The sequence below is a fragment of the Bradyrhizobium sp. 18BD genome (assembly GCF_054185225.1).
Map to the genome: position 1 here is coordinate 20,574 of NZ_JAVAYL010000012.1, position 16,432 is coordinate 37,005.

Here is a 16,432-nt window from a genome sequence, read left to right on the forward strand (position 1 = left end):
AAGGACACGAATATGAACTTCGACGACACCCCGCAGGAAGCCGAGTTCCGCGCAACCGCCCGTGCCTGGATCGGCGCCAACGCGCCCAAGCAGTACGAGGAAGAGCTGCGCAAATCCTCGCTCGGCCGCACCGTGCTCAAGAACGCCAACATTCTTGAAGTCGCAAAGGCCTGGCAGAAGAAGAAGGCCGATGCCGGCTGGGCCTGCCTGCACTGGCCGAAGGAATATGGCGGGCGCGGCTCGTCGCCGATCGAGCGCGTGATCTGGCAGCAGGAAGAAGGGCCGTTCGGCCAGCTGTCCCGCATGTTCATCATCGGCCACGGCATGTGCGGGCCGACCATGATGGCGTTTGCGCGCGAGGAGCATAAGCGCACCTATCTGCCGCCGCTCGCTTCCGGGGAGAAGGTGTGGTGCCAGCTGTTCTCCGAACCGGCCGGCGGCTCGGACGTCGCAGGGCTCCGCACGCGCGCGGAGAAGGACGGTGACGACTGGGTGATCAACGGCCAGAAGATCTGGACCTCGGGCGCGCATTATTCCGACTACGGCATTCTGCTCACCCGCACCGATCCGACCGTGCCCAAGCACAAGGGCCTCACCATGTTCTTCCTGGACATGAAGAGCCCGGGCGTCGAGGTGCGGCCGATCAAGCAGGCGAGCGGCGCCTCCGACTTCAACGAGGTCTATTTCACCAATGTCCGCATTCCCGATCACCAGCGCCTCGGCGAGGTCGGCGACGGCTGGAACGTCTCGCTGACCACGCTGATGAACGAGCGCAGCGCGATCGGCGCGGCCGTCTCGACCGGTTTCCCCGAGCTGTTCGAATATTGCTCCAGCCTGATGCTCGACGATGGTCCGGCGATCGAGGATCGCGCGGTGCGCTCGAAGCTGGCCAATTGGGCGGTGAAGGCAAGCGGGCTGAAATACACCAGCATGCGCGCGATCTCCGCGTTGTCGAGGGGCGAGCGCCCGGGACCGGAAAACTCCATCGGCAAGCTTGTGGCGGGCTCGATGATTCAGGACGTCGCGAGCTACGCGCTGGATCTGCAAGGTGCGAGCGGTGTGATCAGCGGCCCCGAGGAGGCCGAGCTCGCCGGCCGTTTCCAGGCGATGCTGCTGCGTGCGCCCGGCACCCGTGTCGAAGGCGGCACCGACGAGATCATGCGCAACATCATCGCCGAGCGGGTCCTGGGCCTGCCCGGCGATATCCGTGTCGACAAGGACGTGCCGTTCAACAAGATCCCGACCAAGGGAAGAGGCTAGAGGTCCGCCATGAATTTCGACGACACCCCGCAGGAAGCCGCATTCCGCGAGACCGCGCGCAAATGGGTCGCGGCCAACGCGCCGAAGGAGCTCGAGGAGGAATTGTCAAAATCCTCGCTCGGCCGCATCAAGCTTGCCAACCACGACATGGTCGAAGTCGGCAAGGCCTGGCAGAAGAAGAAGTCGGACGGCAACTGGGCCTGCCTGCATTGGCCGAAGGAATATGGCGGCCGCGGCGCCACGCCGATCGAGAAGGTGATCTGGCAGCAGGAGGAGGGCGTCTTCGGCAAGCTGACCCAGCCGTTCCAGATCGGCGAGGGCATGTGCGGCCCGACCGTGATGGCCTGGGGCAGCGAAGAGCACAAGCGCCGCTATCTGCCGAAGCTCGCCTCGGGCGAGGAAATCTGGTGCCAGTTGTTCTCAGAGCCCGCCGGCGGCTCCGATGTCGCAGGCCTTCGCACGCGCGCGGAAAAGCAGGGTGACAACTGGATCATCAACGGCCAGAAGATCTGGACCTCCGGTGCGCATTACTCCGATTACGGCCTCCTGATCACCCGCACCGATCCAAACGTGCCCAAGCACAAAGGCCTCACCATGTTCTTCCTGGACATGAAGAGCAAAGGCGTCGAGGTGCGGCCGATCAAGCAGGCCAACGGCATGCAGGAGTTCAACGAGGTTTATTTCACCGACGTCGTGATCCCCGACAGCCAGCGTCTCGGCGCCGTCGGCGAAGGCTGGAGCGTGTCGCTGACCACGCTGATGAACGAGCGCATGTCGATCGGCGCACGGCTTGCGACCGGCGTGCCGGAGCTGTTCGACTTTTGCTCGAACCTCATGCTCGAAGACGGCCTCGCGATCGACGATCCCGCCGTGCGCTCGAAGCTTGCGAGCTGGGCGGTGAAGTCGAGCGGGCTGAAATACACGAGCTACCGCGCGATCTCGGCACTGTCGAAGGGTGAACGTCCCGGCCCCGAAAACTCGATCGGCAAGCTGGTGTCGGGCGTGATGCTGCAGGATATCGCGACCTACGCGATGGATCTCCAGGGCGCTGCCGGGTTGCTCACCGGGGATGCGGAGGAAACCGTCCAGGGCCAGTTCCAGCAGATGCTGCTGTCCTCGCCCGGGATGCGCATCGCCGGCGGCACCGACGAGATCCTGCGCAACATCATCGCCGAGCGCGTGCTGGGCCTGCCAGGCGACATCCGCGTCGACAAGGATGTGCCGTATAACAAGATCCCGACCAAGGGGCGGTGATATCGCCTCTCGCGGCATCTCATATGGTGGGCAAAGCGAAGCGTGCCCACCATATGCAGATGCGCCGGGGTAAATCTGTCGGTGGGCACGGCGCTAAGCACGTTTGCCCACCCTGCAAGAAGAGCGCGAGCTGATCCATGGACGCAAAAGTAACCCAGACCCAAGACCGCATCGGCGTGCTCGAAGAGCTCCTCAACGAGCGCTACTCCGTCCGCGCCTTCCTCCCCAAAGAGGTCGATCGCGCGACCATCGAGCATGTGCTGACCACCGCGCAGCGCACTGCGTCCTGGTGCAACAGCCAGCCCTGGCAGGTCATCATCGCCAGCGGCGAGGCCAAGGAGCGCTTTCGCCAGTCGATCTACAGGGAGGCCTCGGGCGGCCTCGGCGACGATTACGATTTCACCCCGCCACGCGAATATGTCGGCGTCTATCTCGAGCGTCGCCGCGAGAGCGGCTTTCAGCTCTACAACACGCTCGGCATTCCGCGCGGGGACAAGATGGGCTACGCCAAGCAGGCGCTGGAGAACTACAATTTCTTCGGCGCGCCGCATGTCGCCATCATTCACACCAACGAGCCACTGGGCATCTACGGTGCGATCGACTGCGGTGCTTACGTCTCGAACTTCATGCTGGCCGCACAGGCGCTGGGGCTCGGCACGATTCCGCAGGCGGCGCTGGCGCGTCACTCCGGCCTGATCCGCCGCCACTTCAATTTGCCCGATGATCGCCGCGTCGTCTGCGGCATCTCGTTCGGCTACGCCGACAATGCCCACAAGGTGAACAGCTACCGCACTTCGCGCGCAACCATCGCTGACACCGTGACGTTCGTGGACAAGTGATCGCGCGGCTTAAGGCGCGCGCCACCGGGTTCCCGCACGCGCGAAAAGGCGGCCGCAGAAGCAGCCGCCTTCACGTCTCGTCTCGATCAGGTGACTTCCGCTATCCGCCGCTGCCGCCGATCACGGCGCGCACGGTCTCGTCGGGGCCAAAGTCCTCGGCGCCGTCGACATAGAGCAGCGCGGCGAGCTTCGAGCGCGCGCGGTTGACGCGGCTCTTGATCGTGCCGACCGCGCAGCCGCAGATCGAGGCTGCATCCTCATAGGAGAAGCCGGAGGCGCCGACCAGGATGAGCGCTTCGCGCTGGTCCTGCGGAAGCTTCTCGAGCGCACCGCGGAACTCCTCGAACTCGAGGTGGGCGTTCTGCGAGGGCTGCGTCTTCAGCGTCTTCGCGTAATTGCCCTCGGCATCCTCCACCTCCCGCCGCCGCTTGCGATAGTCGGAGCGGAACAGGTTGCGCAGGATCGTGAACAGCCACGCCGGCAGGTTGGAGCCGGGCTGGAACGAGTCGATGTTGGCGAGCGCGCGGAGCAGCGTTTCCTGCACCAGATCGTCGGCGCGGTCCGCGTTGCCGCTGAGCGAGATGGCGAACGCGCGCAAGCTCGGCACGGCCGCCAGGATGTCGTTACGCAGGGAGTCGGTGAGAGGCATTAATCCCTCCCATTGTTGTTGTCGTTTGAGCCCCCGTCATTTTCAACTTGGGGCGCCGCTCCCTGGGCATCAAGCTTCTTGATCAGTTCTGCGAACCGATCCGGAACCCCCTGCCGCACGACGTCGTCGTACATGGCACGGAGCTGATGCCCGATCCGGGATTGGATCTCCGGAGTGAGCCCTCCCTTGCCGGGGGTCGTGCTTTTGCTGGCTTGAGACTTGAGATCTTTCATGACCTGTTCCACGTTTCCCCGAGTTAAGTGACTGTAAATTCGAGAAGTTTTCTCAACCGGGAGCCGTTCCCTGGATAGGCTCAATTCCAGGTTCGATAAAAAGTTCCCCCCTCTGCGGAACTTTTCTTGGGCTGAGGCGTAAACAGCCCAGCAGGGGAACCCGGGCCCCCCGCGTTCGCAAGGTTGGCCCGAAATGAATGGAGTGGGGATGTCCCGTTCACAGCTTGTTGCTGAACATCTGCCGTTGTTGCGCCGGTATGCACGCGCCCTGACAGGCAGCCAGGCCTCCGGCGACGCCTACGTTGCAGCCATGTTGGAAGCCATGCTGGGAGATCCGTCGGTGCTCGACGAGAGCCATGGGCCGCGTGCCGGCCTGTTCCGGCTGTTCACCCAGATCTGGAATTCGGTCTCCGTCAACGACGATTCCGAGGTGACGACCCTGCCGATGCCGCCCGAGCGCCGGCTGTCGAACATCACGCCGCTGCCGCGGCAGGCCTTCCTGCTGCTTTCGCTCGAAGGATTCTCGGAGGAGGAAGTCGCCTATATCCTCGGCTCCGACGTCGCCGACACGCGGCGGCTTGCGGACGCAGCGGGACGCGAGATGGCGGCCGAGATCGCCACCGACGTTCTGATCATCGAGGACGAGACCTTCATCGCCATGGACCTCGAGAGCCTGGTGAAGAATCTCGGCCATAACGTCGTCGGCGTCGCGCGCACCCATGCCGACGCGGTGGCACTGGCCAAGAACAAGCGGCCCGGCCTGATCCTCGCCGACATCCAGCTCGCCGACGGCTCGTCGGGCCTCGACGCGGTGAACGAGTTGCTCCGCACCTTCGAGGTGCCGGTGGTGTTCATCACCGCCTATCCGGAGCGCTTTCTCACCGGCGAGCGCCCCGAGCCGGCGTTCCTGATCTCAAAGCCGTTCCAGCCCGCGATGGTGTCGGCGGTGGCGAGCCAGGCGCTGTTCTTCCAGCGCAACTCGCGCAACCGTACGCCCAAGGCGCCAGCGGCCTAACACGGCGCCGGCGGCGTAACGAAGCTTCATCGAACAAGAAGACGGCGCGGCGCAAGGCGCGCCGTCTTGCATGTGGCGGAGACTAGTTTTGCTCCGTCTCAGCAGCCGCGGCAAATACTGCGAAGCATGGAATTGAGCTTGGCGTCGCTCGGCCCGGGCGATTTCGCATTCAGCTTGGCCTGATCCGCGATCCAGGATTGGAGAAATTTTTCGCTCTCCGGCGACGGCGGAGCCGGGGGGCGCGGCGTCCCGTCGAAAGTCATGAGGACTATCACTCTCTGCAGATCGTCCTTCGCCGCGGCGGGTGGCTTCGGGAACGGCTTGGATCGCTCGACCATCGCGAGCGCCTCCGCATCGAGCTGCGCGATTCCGGTGCTTTCCACCAATGCATTCGAGATCAATTTGCCTGAACGGTCGATCACGAAAGTGACGCCGGCATCGCCCCGCTGGCCGACAGCCGTCGGGGGAAACGTTAAGTTGCGCCAGACATGCTCGGTGACCGCCTTGCGCCAGGCGGCCATGGCATCGTCCTCCGTGAGGATGGGAGCCGGCCTGCTCAGCACCAGCCCGGAAGGCGGCACCTGGAATCGACGGCCGTCGAAGACAATCGGAACGGTCAAAGTGAGCGAGCTATCCTTGAGCTCCGAGGGAGGCGTCGGAAACGGTTGGGCATGTCCGACGATCTGCAGCGCGGCAGCGTCGAGCGGTCGAGAGCCGGAGCTTACCGTCAGAGCCTGAGAGATCAGCCTGCCGGACCGGTCGATGACGAATGTGACCTTGGCCTCTCCGGCTTGCCCCAGCGCTTCAGGTGGAAATTGCCTATAGCCGGCTATGTGCGCCGACAGCCTTACCTTCCAGGCTTTGACGCTCTCGCTCTGCGGTTCAGTCTGCGCATGCGCGGGGAAAGCCGCAAGCAATCCGAGGAGCGCGGCCAGCATGGGGAATTTCATTTGCATCGATGCGGATAGTAATCGCCATCAGGTTGATTGCAAGGCCGGCTGCTCGCACCGCGTTCGCCTAGGTGTGGGCAATTCGAAGGACTGGGAAGCCCGCTTGACGGCAGCTTCATTGCCCCGTTGATATTTCGGGGCGATGACACACATCGCCGCTTCAAGCCGCCAGGAGATTTCGCATCATGGACCAGCAACTCCTCGATCGTCTCGCCATCCGCGACCTCGTCGAGAATTGGGCGGTATGGCGCGACGCCGGTGACTGGGAGCGCTTTGCGACCGTCTGGCATGACGAGGGCTGGATGTCCGCCACCTGGTTTCAGGGACCGGCACGAGATTTCATGCGGGTCAGCCAGGAGGGGTTTGCCAAGGGCGTGCGCATCCTGCATTTCCTCGGCGGCACCAGCATCGACCTCGCCGGCGACCGGGCGATTGCCCAGACCAAGATGACGATCTCGCAGCGGGCCCTCGTGCACGACGTGCTCTGCGACGTCGTCTGCACCGGACGCTTCTATGATTTCCTGGAGAAGCGGCAGGGTAAGTGGGGCATCGTCCGCCGTCAGCCGATCTACGAGAAGGACCGGATTGACCCGGTCGATCCCGCCGCCACGCTCCGCCTCGACCAGACGGCGCTGGCTGCGCTCCCTGAGGGCTACCGCCATCTCGCCTACATGCAGGAGCTGATCGGCTACAAGGTCAAGCGCGACATGCCGGGCCTGATCGGGCCTGAGGTCGAGAAGCTCTATGGCGAAGGGCGCGAATGGCTCGCGGGGAAGGCGAAATGAGCCGCGGACGAAGATAGATTCCGGGAGCGGTGGATGGCGCCACATGGGGTTTCGTCCCGATGCGCTACCCCTCAGGTACGCCAGCGATCCGCATGCCCTCACAAATGCGCTCGCGCCCCGCAAGATAAGTCGGATTGTCGCTGAATTTGGCGGTGCGTAAGCGGCGGATTGTGAAGTCGGGAACAAAGGCCAGCCCTGCGATTGTGGCCGCTCTCGCGTCATCAATCGCGCCAAGCAAGCCCAGTGCGCCCCCAAGTACGAAGTAGGTGTTTGGGGAATTCCGGTTCGCCTCGATGCTTCGTCTAAGCCAGTCGACTGCTTCCACATCCGCGCCAAGTTGTAACTTGGCTAGGCCAGCAAAATGCATCCAGCGATAGCTCTGGGCGTCGCGCGGGGATAAACGAAACGCCTCGCGTATGTGATTTTCAGTCTCGGCGGCGCGGCCCATGTAGTATTTCGCCAGGCTGATGGCAGCGTGTGCATTGGCAAAATTCCGATCAAGGCTCAATGCCATCTCACATTCGGCAATTCCTTGATCTGCGCGGTTTGTGCAAATGTAGACAGAGCCCAAAACAAAGCGGGCTACCGCGTAGTCCGGGGATAATGAAACGGCCTTGATCGCATTCGCTTCGGCCGTCGAGAGGAGAGTGGTTCGATCCTCCATAAGATGATCGGCACCCATTGTCAGATCAACGCCTGCCAGGCCCGCCAGCGCACGCACATTGCCGGGATCGAGGACCAAAGCACGTTCGAAAAAGTCGCGCGCTGTAATCAAGCCTTCGGGAGAAGGCGCTTCGTTCGCCCGAAAGCGGCCTTGAAAGTAGAGGTCCGTGGCATCTGGATGGGGTAAATTCTCCGCCCGCCGGGCCTCTGCCGCAACAAGTTGAGTGTCCAGTGTGCGAGCGACCCGCGACACGATTTCGTCTTGCATTTCGAATAAATCAGCGATGGGCTTGTCGAAGCGATCAGCCCAGAGGTGATTGCCGCTCTCAGCATCGACAAGTTGGACGTTGACCCGAAGCCGATTGTTGCCGCGCTGCACAGAGCCTTCCAACGCATAGCGCACGTTTAGCTCGCGGCCAATCTGCCTGAGATCGACCGCCTTGCCCTTGTAAGTGAATGCGGTGTGCCGGCCGATCACCAACGAGCCTCTGATGCGAGATAAATCCGTGGTCAGGCTCTCAGTCACGCCGTCCACGAAGTAATCCTGCGCGGGATCGCCGCTGAGGTTGGTGAAAGGCAGCACCACGATAGAAAGGCGAGGTGGCGAAAGTAGACTTTCCTTCGCGCGCTCACCGGGCGCAATCAGGCTATGCTCTTCCCAAGCTACGGCATAGGTTCGGATCGGGCGATCAATATTCTTGAGATTCTGCTCTCCGAGATCGACAAACTCAATGCCGACCTTGCCTCGGACATGGTCGTAAGCTGAATACGAAATGCAGATGCCGCCGGGCTCGGCGATACTCTCCAGCCGTGCTGCAATATTTACACCGTCGCCGAAGACGTCATGCGGTTCGGCAATCACATCGCCGACGTTGATGCCGACACGAAAGACGACCCGTCGGTCTTCGGCGATGGTCGTCGAGAACTCTCGGATATGAGCTTGAAACTGAACGGCGGCGCGAACCGCTGCGACGGCACTTGGAAACTCCGCCAGGAACCCGTCGCCGGTGTTCTTGACAATCCGGCCACCATGTTCGGCAATGGCGGGCGCGATACCCTCCGCAAAGAGGGTTGTCGTCAGGGCGTGGGTTGCTTCTTCGTCGCGGTGCATCAGTCGCGAATAGCCTGCGACATCAGCGGCCATTATGGCAGCCAACCTGCGTTCAAGCCGGACCGGCCGCTTCTGCTCCATGGCACTATCTCCACTCCACATGTATGCGTGGCGGATTAGAGAAGTGGCAAAAACGCGATGCTCTCGCTCACATCATGCAGACCCCGAGGCAGGGGTCAAAAAAATAGTGGGGTCAAGTCGTCGCTTTTCTCCCCCCAGGGGTGGGGCAGAAGCCAAAAGTGGAACGGACCGGCGAGACGGGAGCCATTTCCGGAAAAAAGTAAGGCGCGACTGGCATCACCACAGTCGCGCCCTACGTCACCGGCTTATGGGGCAGGGGGGAATAGCCGGCTGTTGAGACGACTCTCAGGCACTGGAGTCGTTCCAGCCGGTTGCAAAATTTTTTCCAGGGTGTGTTTTTTTCGTACACGGTTAAGTGATCTTAACGGCTGAGAACTCCCGGTCCTGTCCTCGCGTTGTTCCCGCGATCGCCATGGGGCGAGGGATCGACAGCCATGTCACAGATTCAAAAGGTATTTTTGGGTGCCGTCGCAATTGCTGCGACACTTTGTGCCGTACAAGTCGGCGCCGTTCAGCTGGCCTCCGGCCACGACCTGACCGACCACACGCAGGCGGCCGCGGACGTGCCGGACCACAACGTCAATCGTGCCGGCAAGTCCGACCGGCTTGCCGAGATCAAGCCGTCGGCAGTTCCCACCCGCACCGTGTCGATGCGTTTGACCGAGCTTCCCGACACCTCGGTGCTGCTGCGGGTCCCCGCCGTGATCGAGACCGGCAATGCCAAGCCGCCGTCGCTGCTCCAGAAGCAGGGCCGCAACCGGCCCATCGCCTGCGAGCCAATGGTCAGCGCCCTGACCGAGGTCGCCAAGCTGCTCCAGCCCGGCCGCTGCGTGACCTGAGCCGGCTGGCAGCCACTGGGCCCCACCGACCAATCGCCCACCCTCGGGAGGGTGATTGTTCGTGTCCACTTGATCCCCGATCCCGTCGCGTTATATCCCGGTTTTCTCCACTTCTGATTGACCGGGTAAACGCATGACGACGTCAGACACGGCTGTGCATACGCAGCCTTTCCAGGCCGAGGTTTCCGAGCTTCTGCACCTCATGGTGCACTCCGTCTATTCGGAGACCGACATCTTCCTGCGCGAGCTGGTCTCCAACGCCTCGGATGCCTGCGACAAGCTGCGTTACGAGGCGATCGCCACTCCCGCTTTGCTGGGCGAGGGCGACGCGCTCAAGATCCGGATCATCCCGAACAAGACCGCGGGAACGCTCACGATCGCCGACAACGGTATCGGCATGGAGCGGCAGGAGCTGATCGACCACCTCGGCACCATCGCCCGCTCCGGCACCAAGGCCTTCGTGTCGAAGCTGAAGGAGGCCAAGGACGGCCTCGGCCTGATCGGCCAGTTCGGCGTCGGCTTCTATTCCGCCTTCATGGTCGCCGACAGGATCGTCGTCGTCAGCCGCCGCGCCGGCGAGAGCGATGTCTGGACCTGGACCTCCTCGGGCGGCTCTGGCTTCGAGATCGCGCGGGCCAGCGACGAGGAAGCGGCGCGCCTGACCCGCGGCACCGAGATCGTCCTGCACCTGAAGGACGACGCCAAGAAATACCTCGAGGCTTTCGAGATCGAGCGCATCGTCGGGGCCTATTCCGACAACATCCTCTTCCCCATCGAGCTCGTGCCGGAAGAGGGTGAGCCGCGCCAGATCAACTCGGCGAGCGCGCTGTGGCAGCGCTCGAAATCCGAGTTGACGCCGGAAGACTACAAGAAGGCCTATCAGCAGATTGCGTCCGCCTTCGACGATCCCTCGATGACGCTGCATTATCGCGCCGAGGGCCGCTACTCCTACGCAGTGCTGCTGTTCGCGCCGTCGACGAAGCCGTTCGACCTGTTCGAGCCGAACCGCAAGGGCCGCGTCAAGCTCTACGTCCGCCGCGTCTTCATCACCGACGACGCCGATCTGTTGCCGGGCTACCTGCGCTTCATCCGCGGCGTGGTCGACAGCGAGGATCTCCCGCTCAATATCTCGCGCGAGATGCTTCAGAACAATCCGCAGCTCGCGCAGATCCGCAAGGCCGTGGCGACTCGCGTCGTGTCCGAGCTCGAAAGCCTCGCCGAGAAGGACCCGGAGAATTTTGCCAAGATCTGGGACGCCTTCGGCGCGGTGCTGAAGGAAGGCATCTATGAGGATTTCGAGCGGCGCGAAAAGCTGCTGACGCTGTCGCGCTTCACCTCCACGTCGGGCGAGAAGCGCTCGCTCAAGCAGATCGTCGCCGATTTCAAGCCGAACCAGACCGAGATCTATTATCTCGTCGGCGACAGCCTGGAGCGGCTGAAGTCCAATCCGCGGCTGGAAGCCGCGGCTGCGCGCGGCATCGAGGTGCTGCTGCTGTCCGATCCGGTCGATGCCTTCTGGACCTCGATGCCGACCGAGTTCGAGGGCAAGCCGCTGAAGTCATTGAGCCAGGGTGATCTCAATCTCGACCTGATCCCGCGCGTCGACGAGACCGACGAGGCGAAAAAGGACGAGCCCGTCGCCGATGAGGCGGCCACCATCGCCGTGATCAAGGCCGCGCTCGGTGAGCGCGTCAGCGACGTCAAGGCCTCGACGCGCCTCACCAGCTCGGCGTCCTGCCTCGTCGCCGACAGCCAGGGCCCGAGCCGCGAGCTCGAGCGTATCCTGGCGCAGCAGAACCGCGGCATGCGCACCAGGCCGGTGCTCGAGATCAATCTGCGCCATCCGGTGGTGAGCGCGATCGCCAGGGCGCAAGCCGGCTCCAGGGACGTCGACGATCTCAGCCTGCTCCTGCTCGAACAGGCGCAGATCCTGGACGGCGAACTGCCGGAAGACCCGGCCGCGTTTGCGGCGAGATTGAACCGGCTGGTGCTGCAGGGGCTCGGCTGACGCTGCTTTGTCATGGCCGGGGCAAGCCCGGCCGTGACGCGTGTGTTGCGCGATCGCACTCACCTTGCCGTCATCTGTCCCCGGAACAGTCGCCTCCGCCGAGGTGTTGTGCCATAGGAGGCCGTCGGCATCAGATCCGCCGGCGCTATCGATTCGAGGAAGTCTCCATGCGTTTGCCGATCCTGACCCTCACCGCAATTGTCACGCTGTTTGCTGCGGCAGATGCGCGCGCCCAGACCTATGATCCGCGCTATCCGGTTTGCATGCACGTGTACACGCCCGGCGGCTGGGGCGGTGGCGGCGACTATTACGATTGCTCGTTCACGTCGCTGCCGCAGTGCCGCGCCACGGCTTCGGGCCGCTCCGCGACCTGCGACGTCAACCCCTATTATGCGTTCGACGAACCGCCGCCGCCTCCGCGCAAGCGTCACAAGAAGCCGCAGTACTGATCCCCACGGCGGCAGGCAGGAGCATCCGTCATGCGTCGCTCATTCGGCCTGGCTTTGATCGTCGGTGCGCTGATCGCGGCAGCGCCGTCGCATGCGCAGACGTTCGACCCGAGTTTTCCTGTCTGCATGCACGTCTATTCCGGCGCGAATGGCGGGGGCGGGGAGTGGTACGACTGCTCCTTCACCTCGTTGCCGCAATGCCGCGCCACCGCATCAGGCCGTGCCGCGAGCTGCGATCTCAATCCGTATTATCCGGTGAATCCGCCGCCGCGCCCGCGCCACCGGCGAGGCGGCTAGTACCGAGTGGCGGTCCGATAGAGCATGCGGCGTGAGTTGCCGCATGTGCTTCAGGATGGCTGCGCCTTCTTGGCGGCCGCGTTGATCGCGGTGGTCAATTGCCAGGTCATCTTGTCCGTCGTCCAGTCGCTTGCATGCAGCCTGGTGTCGTCGCCCGGATCGACCATCCGGTCGAACGAGATCTTTGCGATATCGTGCCAGCCCTGCATCAGCTCGAAGCGGCGGAAGACGTTGACGCCCTTCGCATGCGCGATTTCGCTGATCGCCGCGACCATGTCGATCGCTTTGCTCTTCTTCGCCGGAGTCAGCAGCGCCGGCACGTATTGCAGGTCCATCAGGATCACGTCGATCTGCTTTTTCGCCAGCAACTGGTCGACGCCGTCGGAGATGGCCTTCGTGGTGTCCTCGAAGGACGGCGGGTTCTGATCGGCCGGTTGCCACACCGCATTGGTGCCGACCTGCCAGATCACGAGATCCGGATTCTGGTCGAACACGTCGTGCTGGAAGCGCAGGAGCTCCTTGGGGGCCTCTTCGCCGCCGACGCCGCGGTTGACGACATCGATCGTGGCCTTCGGGAATTGTATCCGTAGATCCGCCAGCAGCCGTTGCGGATAGGGCGCGATGCCCCCTTCGCCCGCCGTAGTCGACGAGCCGATCGCGACCACCTTGACCTGTCCGTCCTTGAGCCGGCCGGCGAAATTGATCAGCGGCTGCTCGAACGGCGTTGCGTTGACAGGAATCTGTGAGGGGTCGAGAGCCACGGCTACCTCCCTGTCGCAATCTTGACAACGATAGGTAGCACAAATAATGGCACGTTTACCCGTCGGCGCCTAGCCTCGCGAGGCCGGTCGTCGCGTTGGCGGGATCGCTATTCCTTCTTGATCCCCGACAGCTCGACGACCTTGCGCCAGCGGTCGGTCTCGGCCGTCAGCATGCTGCCGAACTCGCCGGCGTTGCCGTGCAGCGGGATTGCGCCGAGCTCGGCGATGCGGGCCCTGATCTCGGCGTCGGACAAAGCGGTGTCGATCTCGCGATTGAGCAGGTCGACGATCTCGCGTGGGGTGTCGTGCGGGGCGCCGACGCCATAGAATGACGAAGTCTCATAGCCGGGGAGCGTGTCCGCGATCGGCGGCACGTCCGGCAGGATCTCCGAGCGCTCGCGCGTGGTGACGCCGAGCGCGCGCAGCTTGCCGGCGCGTACCAGCTCGAACGACGAGGTGACGTTGTCGAACATGCCCTGGATCTGGCCGCTCATCACATCGGTCAGGCCCGGTGCGGAGCCGCGGTACGGCACATGGGTGAACTGCACGCCGGCCAGCGACTTGAACAGCTCGCCGGACAGATGCAGCGAGGTGCCGATGCCGGAGGAGGCGATCGACATCTTGCCGGGATTGGCCCTGGCGTAGGCGACGAAATCGGCGACGGACTTCACCGGCAGATCGTTGTTGACGACCAGCACCAGCGGAATCCGCGCCACGCCCGCAACCGGCGCGATGCCCTTGGCAAAGTCATACGGCAGTGCCGGATCGAACGAAGCGTTGATCGCATTCGCGGTCGAGGTCAGCAACAGCGTGTAACCATCGGGCGCCGAGGTGATCACCGCCTGTGTCCCGATATTGCTGCCGGCGCCGGGCTTGTTCTCGACCACGAAGCTCTGGCCGAGCCGATCGGACAGGCGCTGGCAGAGCAGCCGCGACAGTACGTCGGTGGCACCGCCCGGCGCATAGGGCACCACCCATTTCACGCTGCGCGAGGGATAAGAGGGATTGCCGACCGCAAAAGCGCGCGGCGCTGTGAGCGCAGCCGCGACACAGGCGGCGGTCTGAAGGAAATGGCGCTTGGTGATCATTGTGGCCTCCAGTTCATCTCTCGCGAAGAGAGGGCGCGCGCGGCGCGCCCGAATGGCTGGATTTGCTATCGCAAGAACTGCGCCGCCGCGCACGCCGATCCCGTCGGCTTGGTAAAGGATGACTAGAGTTAATCGCGCACTAACCGGGTTTTACCTTGTCTCTTAACACCTGGGCAGGGCCCGCGGGTCTATTCTGCCGGAAGCTCAGCAGAGATCGCCCAAGAACTCGTCAAGAGATGAACGATATGTCCACCGGCGTCATCACGCAGCCGAAAGCCGCGCGCGCACCTTCCGCGTCGAAAATCTGGCTGAAGGCGATCGAGCTCACCGCGCGCATCGAGACGCTGCCGGGCCGGCTGTTCGCCGACGTCGTCGACGATTGGGCGCGGCGCCAGCCCGATCGTGTCGCGCTGGTCACAGACGACGCAACGCTCGATTATGACGGCCTGTCGAAGCGCATCAACCGCTATGCGCGCTGGGCGCGCTCGGTGGGCGTCGCCAAGGGTGACACCGTCGCGCTGATCATGCCGAACGGCATCGACTATGTCGCGGCCTGGCTCGGCATCAGCCGCGTCGGCGGCGTTGTCGCGCTGATCAACACCAAGCTGGTCGGCCAATCGCTCGCGCATTGCCTCGACGTAGCCGGGCCGTTGCATATCATCGTTGGGCATGAGCTGATGGAGACGCTGGAGAGCGCAGCCCCGCACCAGAAGACGCAGGCAAAAGTCTGGACCTATGGCGATGCCCGCAGCGAGCGCGCCATCGACGTCGCGCTTGCCGCGCTCGACGACGCTCCGCTTGCGCCGGACGAGCATGGCGATGTCACCATCGACGATCGCGCTTTGCTGATCTACACCTCCGGCACCACGGGGCTGCCGAAGGCCGCGAGCATCAGCCACCGCCGTATCCTCAATTGGGGCTTCTGGTTCGCTGGTCTCACCGGTGCCGCGCCGCAGGATCGCCTCTACGATTGCCTGCCGCTGTTCCACTCGGTCGGCGGCATCGTCGCGCCGTGCAGCATGCTGGCCGCCGGCGGCTCGGTGGTGGTCGCGGAAAAATTCTCGGCTTCGAATTTCTGGCCTGACATCGTGCGTCACGACTGCACGCTGTTCCAGTATATCGGCGAGCTCTGCCGCTATCTGCTCAAGGCGCCGCCGTCGGAATACGAGAACCGGCACCGCTTGCGGCTCGTCTGCGGCAACGGCCTGCGCGGCGACATCTGGGAGGATTTTCAGGGCCGCTTCGCCATTCCGCGCATCCTCGAATTCTATGCCGCGACCGAAGGCAATTTCTCGCTGTTCAATGTCGAGGGTCAGCCGGGCGCGATCGGCCGCATCCCGCCGCTGCTCGCGCATCGGTTTCCCGCCGGCATCGTCAAGCTCGACCCTGATGGCGCTGCACCGCTGCGCAATGACGAGGGCTTTTGTATCGCCTGCGCCCGCGGCGAGGCCGGCGAAGCCATCGGCCGCATCGGCAAGGCGGATGAAGGCGGCGGCCGTTTCGAGGGCTACACGGATGCGGGCGAGACCGAGAAGAAAATCCTGCGCGATGTCTTCGCCAAGGGCGATGCCTGGTTCCGTACCGGCGATCTGATGCGGCTCGACGACAAGGGCTTCTTCCATTTCGTCGATCGCATCGGCGACACCTTCCGCTGGAAGGGCGAGAACGTCGCGACCTCGGAGGTCAACGACGCCGTGCGCGATTTCACCGGCGTGATCGACGCCACCACCTACGGCGTCAGCATTTTGGGCGCCGACGGTCGCGCCGGCATGAGCGCGATCGTCGTGAACGAGGGTTTTGACATCGAAGCGCTGCCCGCGCATCTGGCGCAGCGTCTGCCGGCCTACGCCCGCCCCGTCTTCATCCGCATCTCGCGCGAGCTCGATGCGACCGAAACGTTCAAGCAGAAGAAAGGTGAGCTGGCGGGGGAGGGATTCGATCCTGGCACGGTTGCCGACCCGCTGTTCATGCTCGACCCGAAATCCAGCGCCTATGTCGCGCTCGATGCCGGAACGTTTACCAAGATCATTGAGGGCACGATCAGGCTCTAGCGCCGCGGAAATCGCAAGATAAGTCCAATTTTATCTGAATTGTCCAAGAAGCCATTTACTTCTGTCGGGTAAACAGACGGCCATGGGGAGGCGGTCATC

Annotated in this window: 16 protein-coding genes; 10 read left to right on the plus strand and 6 right to left on the minus strand. The window is 63.5% G+C overall.

All coding sequences use genetic code 11. The features are described from left to right. Positions 1-12 precede the first annotated feature (12 nt). From RAD16_RS21740 to RAD16_RS21750, 3 genes are all read left to right on the plus strand, one after another. The gene (locus RAD16_RS21740) at positions 13-1,260 is read left to right on the plus strand and encodes an acyl-CoA dehydrogenase (RefSeq protein ID WP_458159910.1); all 1,248 of its coding nucleotides are present in this window, start codon (positions 13-15) and stop codon (positions 1,258-1,260) included. A gap of 9 nt (positions 1,261-1,269) precedes the next feature. Beyond that, positions 1,270-2,514 carry an acyl-CoA dehydrogenase gene (locus RAD16_RS21745; protein ID WP_458159911.1) on the plus strand — a complete coding sequence of 415 codons (1,245 nt, stop codon included), beginning with the start codon at positions 1,270-1,272 and terminating at the stop codon, positions 2,512-2,514. Between the two features lie 137 nt (positions 2,515-2,651). Next, entirely contained in the window at positions 2,652-3,353 is a 702-nt protein-coding gene (locus RAD16_RS21750) for a nitroreductase (RefSeq protein WP_458159912.1), read from the plus strand. Positions 3,354-3,453: 100 nt separating this feature from the next. Here RAD16_RS21750 and RAD16_RS21755 read toward each other — a convergent pair whose 3' ends face one another. Further along, positions 3,454-4,002 carry a sigma-70 family RNA polymerase sigma factor gene (locus tag RAD16_RS21755; RefSeq protein ID WP_220014240.1) on the minus strand — a complete coding sequence of 183 codons (549 nt, stop codon included), beginning with the start codon at positions 4,000-4,002 and terminating at the stop codon, positions 3,454-3,456. Then, positions 4,002-4,235 carry a NepR family anti-sigma factor gene (locus tag RAD16_RS21760; RefSeq protein WP_326897331.1) on the minus strand — a complete coding sequence of 78 codons (234 nt, stop codon included), beginning with the start codon at positions 4,233-4,235 and terminating at the stop codon, positions 4,002-4,004. Before RAD16_RS21760 ends, RAD16_RS21755 begins: the two co-directional genes overlap by 1 nt. Positions 4,236-4,443: 208 nt before the next feature. Between RAD16_RS21760 and RAD16_RS21765 the strand changes: the two genes are divergently transcribed. Further along, positions 4,444-5,250, plus strand: a complete 807-nt coding sequence (locus RAD16_RS21765; RefSeq protein ID WP_458159913.1) for a response regulator — start codon at positions 4,444-4,446, stop codon at positions 5,248-5,250. 98 nt (positions 5,251-5,348) lie between these two features. Here the strand turns inward: RAD16_RS21765 and RAD16_RS21770 are convergent, their stop codons facing one another. Continuing rightward, entirely contained in the window at positions 5,349-6,188 is an 840-nt protein-coding gene (locus RAD16_RS21770) for an energy transducer TonB family protein (protein WP_458159914.1), read from the minus strand. A gap of 197 nt (positions 6,189-6,385) precedes the next feature. On the opposite strand from RAD16_RS21770, the gene RAD16_RS21775 reads away from it, so the two are divergent. Continuing rightward, positions 6,386-6,985, plus strand: a complete 600-nt coding sequence (locus RAD16_RS21775) for a nuclear transport factor 2 family protein (RefSeq protein ID WP_458159915.1) — start codon at positions 6,386-6,388, stop codon at positions 6,983-6,985. 64 nt (positions 6,986-7,049) lie between these two features. Here the strand turns inward: RAD16_RS21775 and RAD16_RS21780 are convergent, their stop codons facing one another. Next, entirely contained in the window at positions 7,050-8,840 is a 1,791-nt protein-coding gene (locus RAD16_RS21780) for an adenylate/guanylate cyclase domain-containing protein (protein ID WP_458159916.1), read from the minus strand. Positions 8,841-9,274: 434 nt separating this feature from the next. On the opposite strand from RAD16_RS21780, the gene RAD16_RS21785 reads away from it, so the two are divergent. The 4 genes from RAD16_RS21785 to RAD16_RS21800 all read left to right on the plus strand — a co-directional run bounded on the left by RAD16_RS21785 (position 9,275) and on the right by RAD16_RS21800 (position 12,433). Continuing rightward, positions 9,275-9,679, plus strand: coding sequence for a hypothetical protein (locus tag RAD16_RS21785; RefSeq protein ID WP_458159917.1), 405 nt, complete (start codon positions 9,275-9,277; stop codon positions 9,677-9,679). A gap of 133 nt (positions 9,680-9,812) precedes the next feature. Continuing rightward, a complete protein-coding gene (gene htpG, locus RAD16_RS21790; RefSeq protein ID WP_458159918.1) occupies positions 9,813-11,687 on the plus strand; it encodes a molecular chaperone HtpG in 1,875 nt (624 codons plus the stop codon). A 167-nt stretch (positions 11,688-11,854) separates the two neighbouring features. Then, on the plus strand, positions 11,855-12,136 hold the full coding sequence (locus RAD16_RS21795) for a DUF3551 domain-containing protein (RefSeq protein WP_458159919.1): 282 nt from the start codon (positions 11,855-11,857) through the stop codon (positions 12,134-12,136). A 30-nt stretch (positions 12,137-12,166) separates the two neighbouring features. Then, a complete protein-coding gene (locus tag RAD16_RS21800; protein WP_458159920.1) occupies positions 12,167-12,433 on the plus strand; it encodes a DUF3551 domain-containing protein in 267 nt (88 codons plus the stop codon). Positions 12,434-12,483: 50 nt separating this feature from the next. Here RAD16_RS21800 and RAD16_RS21805 read toward each other — a convergent pair whose 3' ends face one another. Beyond that, the gene (locus tag RAD16_RS21805) at positions 12,484-13,194 is read right to left on the minus strand and encodes an SGNH/GDSL hydrolase family protein (protein WP_458159921.1); all 711 of its coding nucleotides are present in this window, start codon (positions 13,192-13,194) and stop codon (positions 12,484-12,486) included. 107 nt (positions 13,195-13,301) lie between these two features. Next, positions 13,302-14,282, minus strand: coding sequence for a Bug family tripartite tricarboxylate transporter substrate binding protein (locus tag RAD16_RS21810; RefSeq protein WP_458159922.1), 981 nt, complete (start codon positions 14,280-14,282; stop codon positions 13,302-13,304). 236 nt (positions 14,283-14,518) lie between these two features. Here RAD16_RS21810 and RAD16_RS21815 point away from each other — a divergent pair, with 236 nt between their 5' ends. Next, positions 14,519-16,333, plus strand: a complete 1,815-nt coding sequence (locus RAD16_RS21815) for a long-chain-acyl-CoA synthetase (RefSeq protein WP_458159923.1) — start codon at positions 14,519-14,521, stop codon at positions 16,331-16,333. Positions 16,334-16,432: the final 99 nt, after the last annotated feature.

What these genes read in the sequence shown, in the direction of transcription:
- RAD16_RS21740 (WP_458159910.1), top strand. Translation starts at nt 13, where the DNA reads ATGAACTTCGACGACACCCCGCAGGAAGCCGAGTTCCGCGCAACCGCC.
- RAD16_RS21745 (WP_458159911.1), top strand. Translation starts at nt 1,270, where the DNA reads ATGAATTTCGACGACACCCCGCAGGAAGCCGCATTCCGCGAGACCGCG.
- RAD16_RS21750 (WP_458159912.1), top strand. Translation starts at nt 2,652, where the DNA reads ATGGACGCAAAAGTAACCCAGACCCAAGACCGCATCGGCGTGCTCGAA.
- RAD16_RS21755 (WP_220014240.1), bottom strand. Translation starts at nt 4,002, where the DNA reads ATGCCTCTCACCGACTCCCTGCGTAACGACATCCTGGCGGCCGTGCCG.
- RAD16_RS21760 (WP_326897331.1), bottom strand. Translation starts at nt 4,235, where the DNA reads ATGAAAGATCTCAAGTCTCAAGCCAGCAAAAGCACGACCCCCGGCAAG.
- RAD16_RS21765 (WP_458159913.1), top strand. Translation starts at nt 4,444, where the DNA reads ATGTCCCGTTCACAGCTTGTTGCTGAACATCTGCCGTTGTTGCGCCGG.
- RAD16_RS21770 (WP_458159914.1), bottom strand. Translation starts at nt 6,188, where the DNA reads ATGCTGGCCGCGCTCCTCGGATTGCTTGCGGCTTTCCCCGCGCATGCG.
- RAD16_RS21775 (WP_458159915.1), top strand. Translation starts at nt 6,386, where the DNA reads ATGGACCAGCAACTCCTCGATCGTCTCGCCATCCGCGACCTCGTCGAG.
- RAD16_RS21780 (WP_458159916.1), bottom strand. Translation starts at nt 8,840, where the DNA reads ATGGAGCAGAAGCGGCCGGTCCGGCTTGAACGCAGGTTGGCTGCCATA.
- RAD16_RS21785 (WP_458159917.1), top strand. Translation starts at nt 9,275, where the DNA reads ATGTCACAGATTCAAAAGGTATTTTTGGGTGCCGTCGCAATTGCTGCG.
- htpG (WP_458159918.1), top strand. Translation starts at nt 9,813, where the DNA reads ATGACGACGTCAGACACGGCTGTGCATACGCAGCCTTTCCAGGCCGAG.
- RAD16_RS21795 (WP_458159919.1), top strand. Translation starts at nt 11,855, where the DNA reads ATGCGTTTGCCGATCCTGACCCTCACCGCAATTGTCACGCTGTTTGCT.
- RAD16_RS21800 (WP_458159920.1), top strand. Translation starts at nt 12,167, where the DNA reads ATGCGTCGCTCATTCGGCCTGGCTTTGATCGTCGGTGCGCTGATCGCG.
- RAD16_RS21810 (WP_458159922.1), bottom strand. Translation starts at nt 14,282, where the DNA reads ATGATCACCAAGCGCCATTTCCTTCAGACCGCCGCCTGTGTCGCGGCT.
- RAD16_RS21815 (WP_458159923.1), top strand. Translation starts at nt 14,519, where the DNA reads ATGAACGATATGTCCACCGGCGTCATCACGCAGCCGAAAGCCGCGCGC.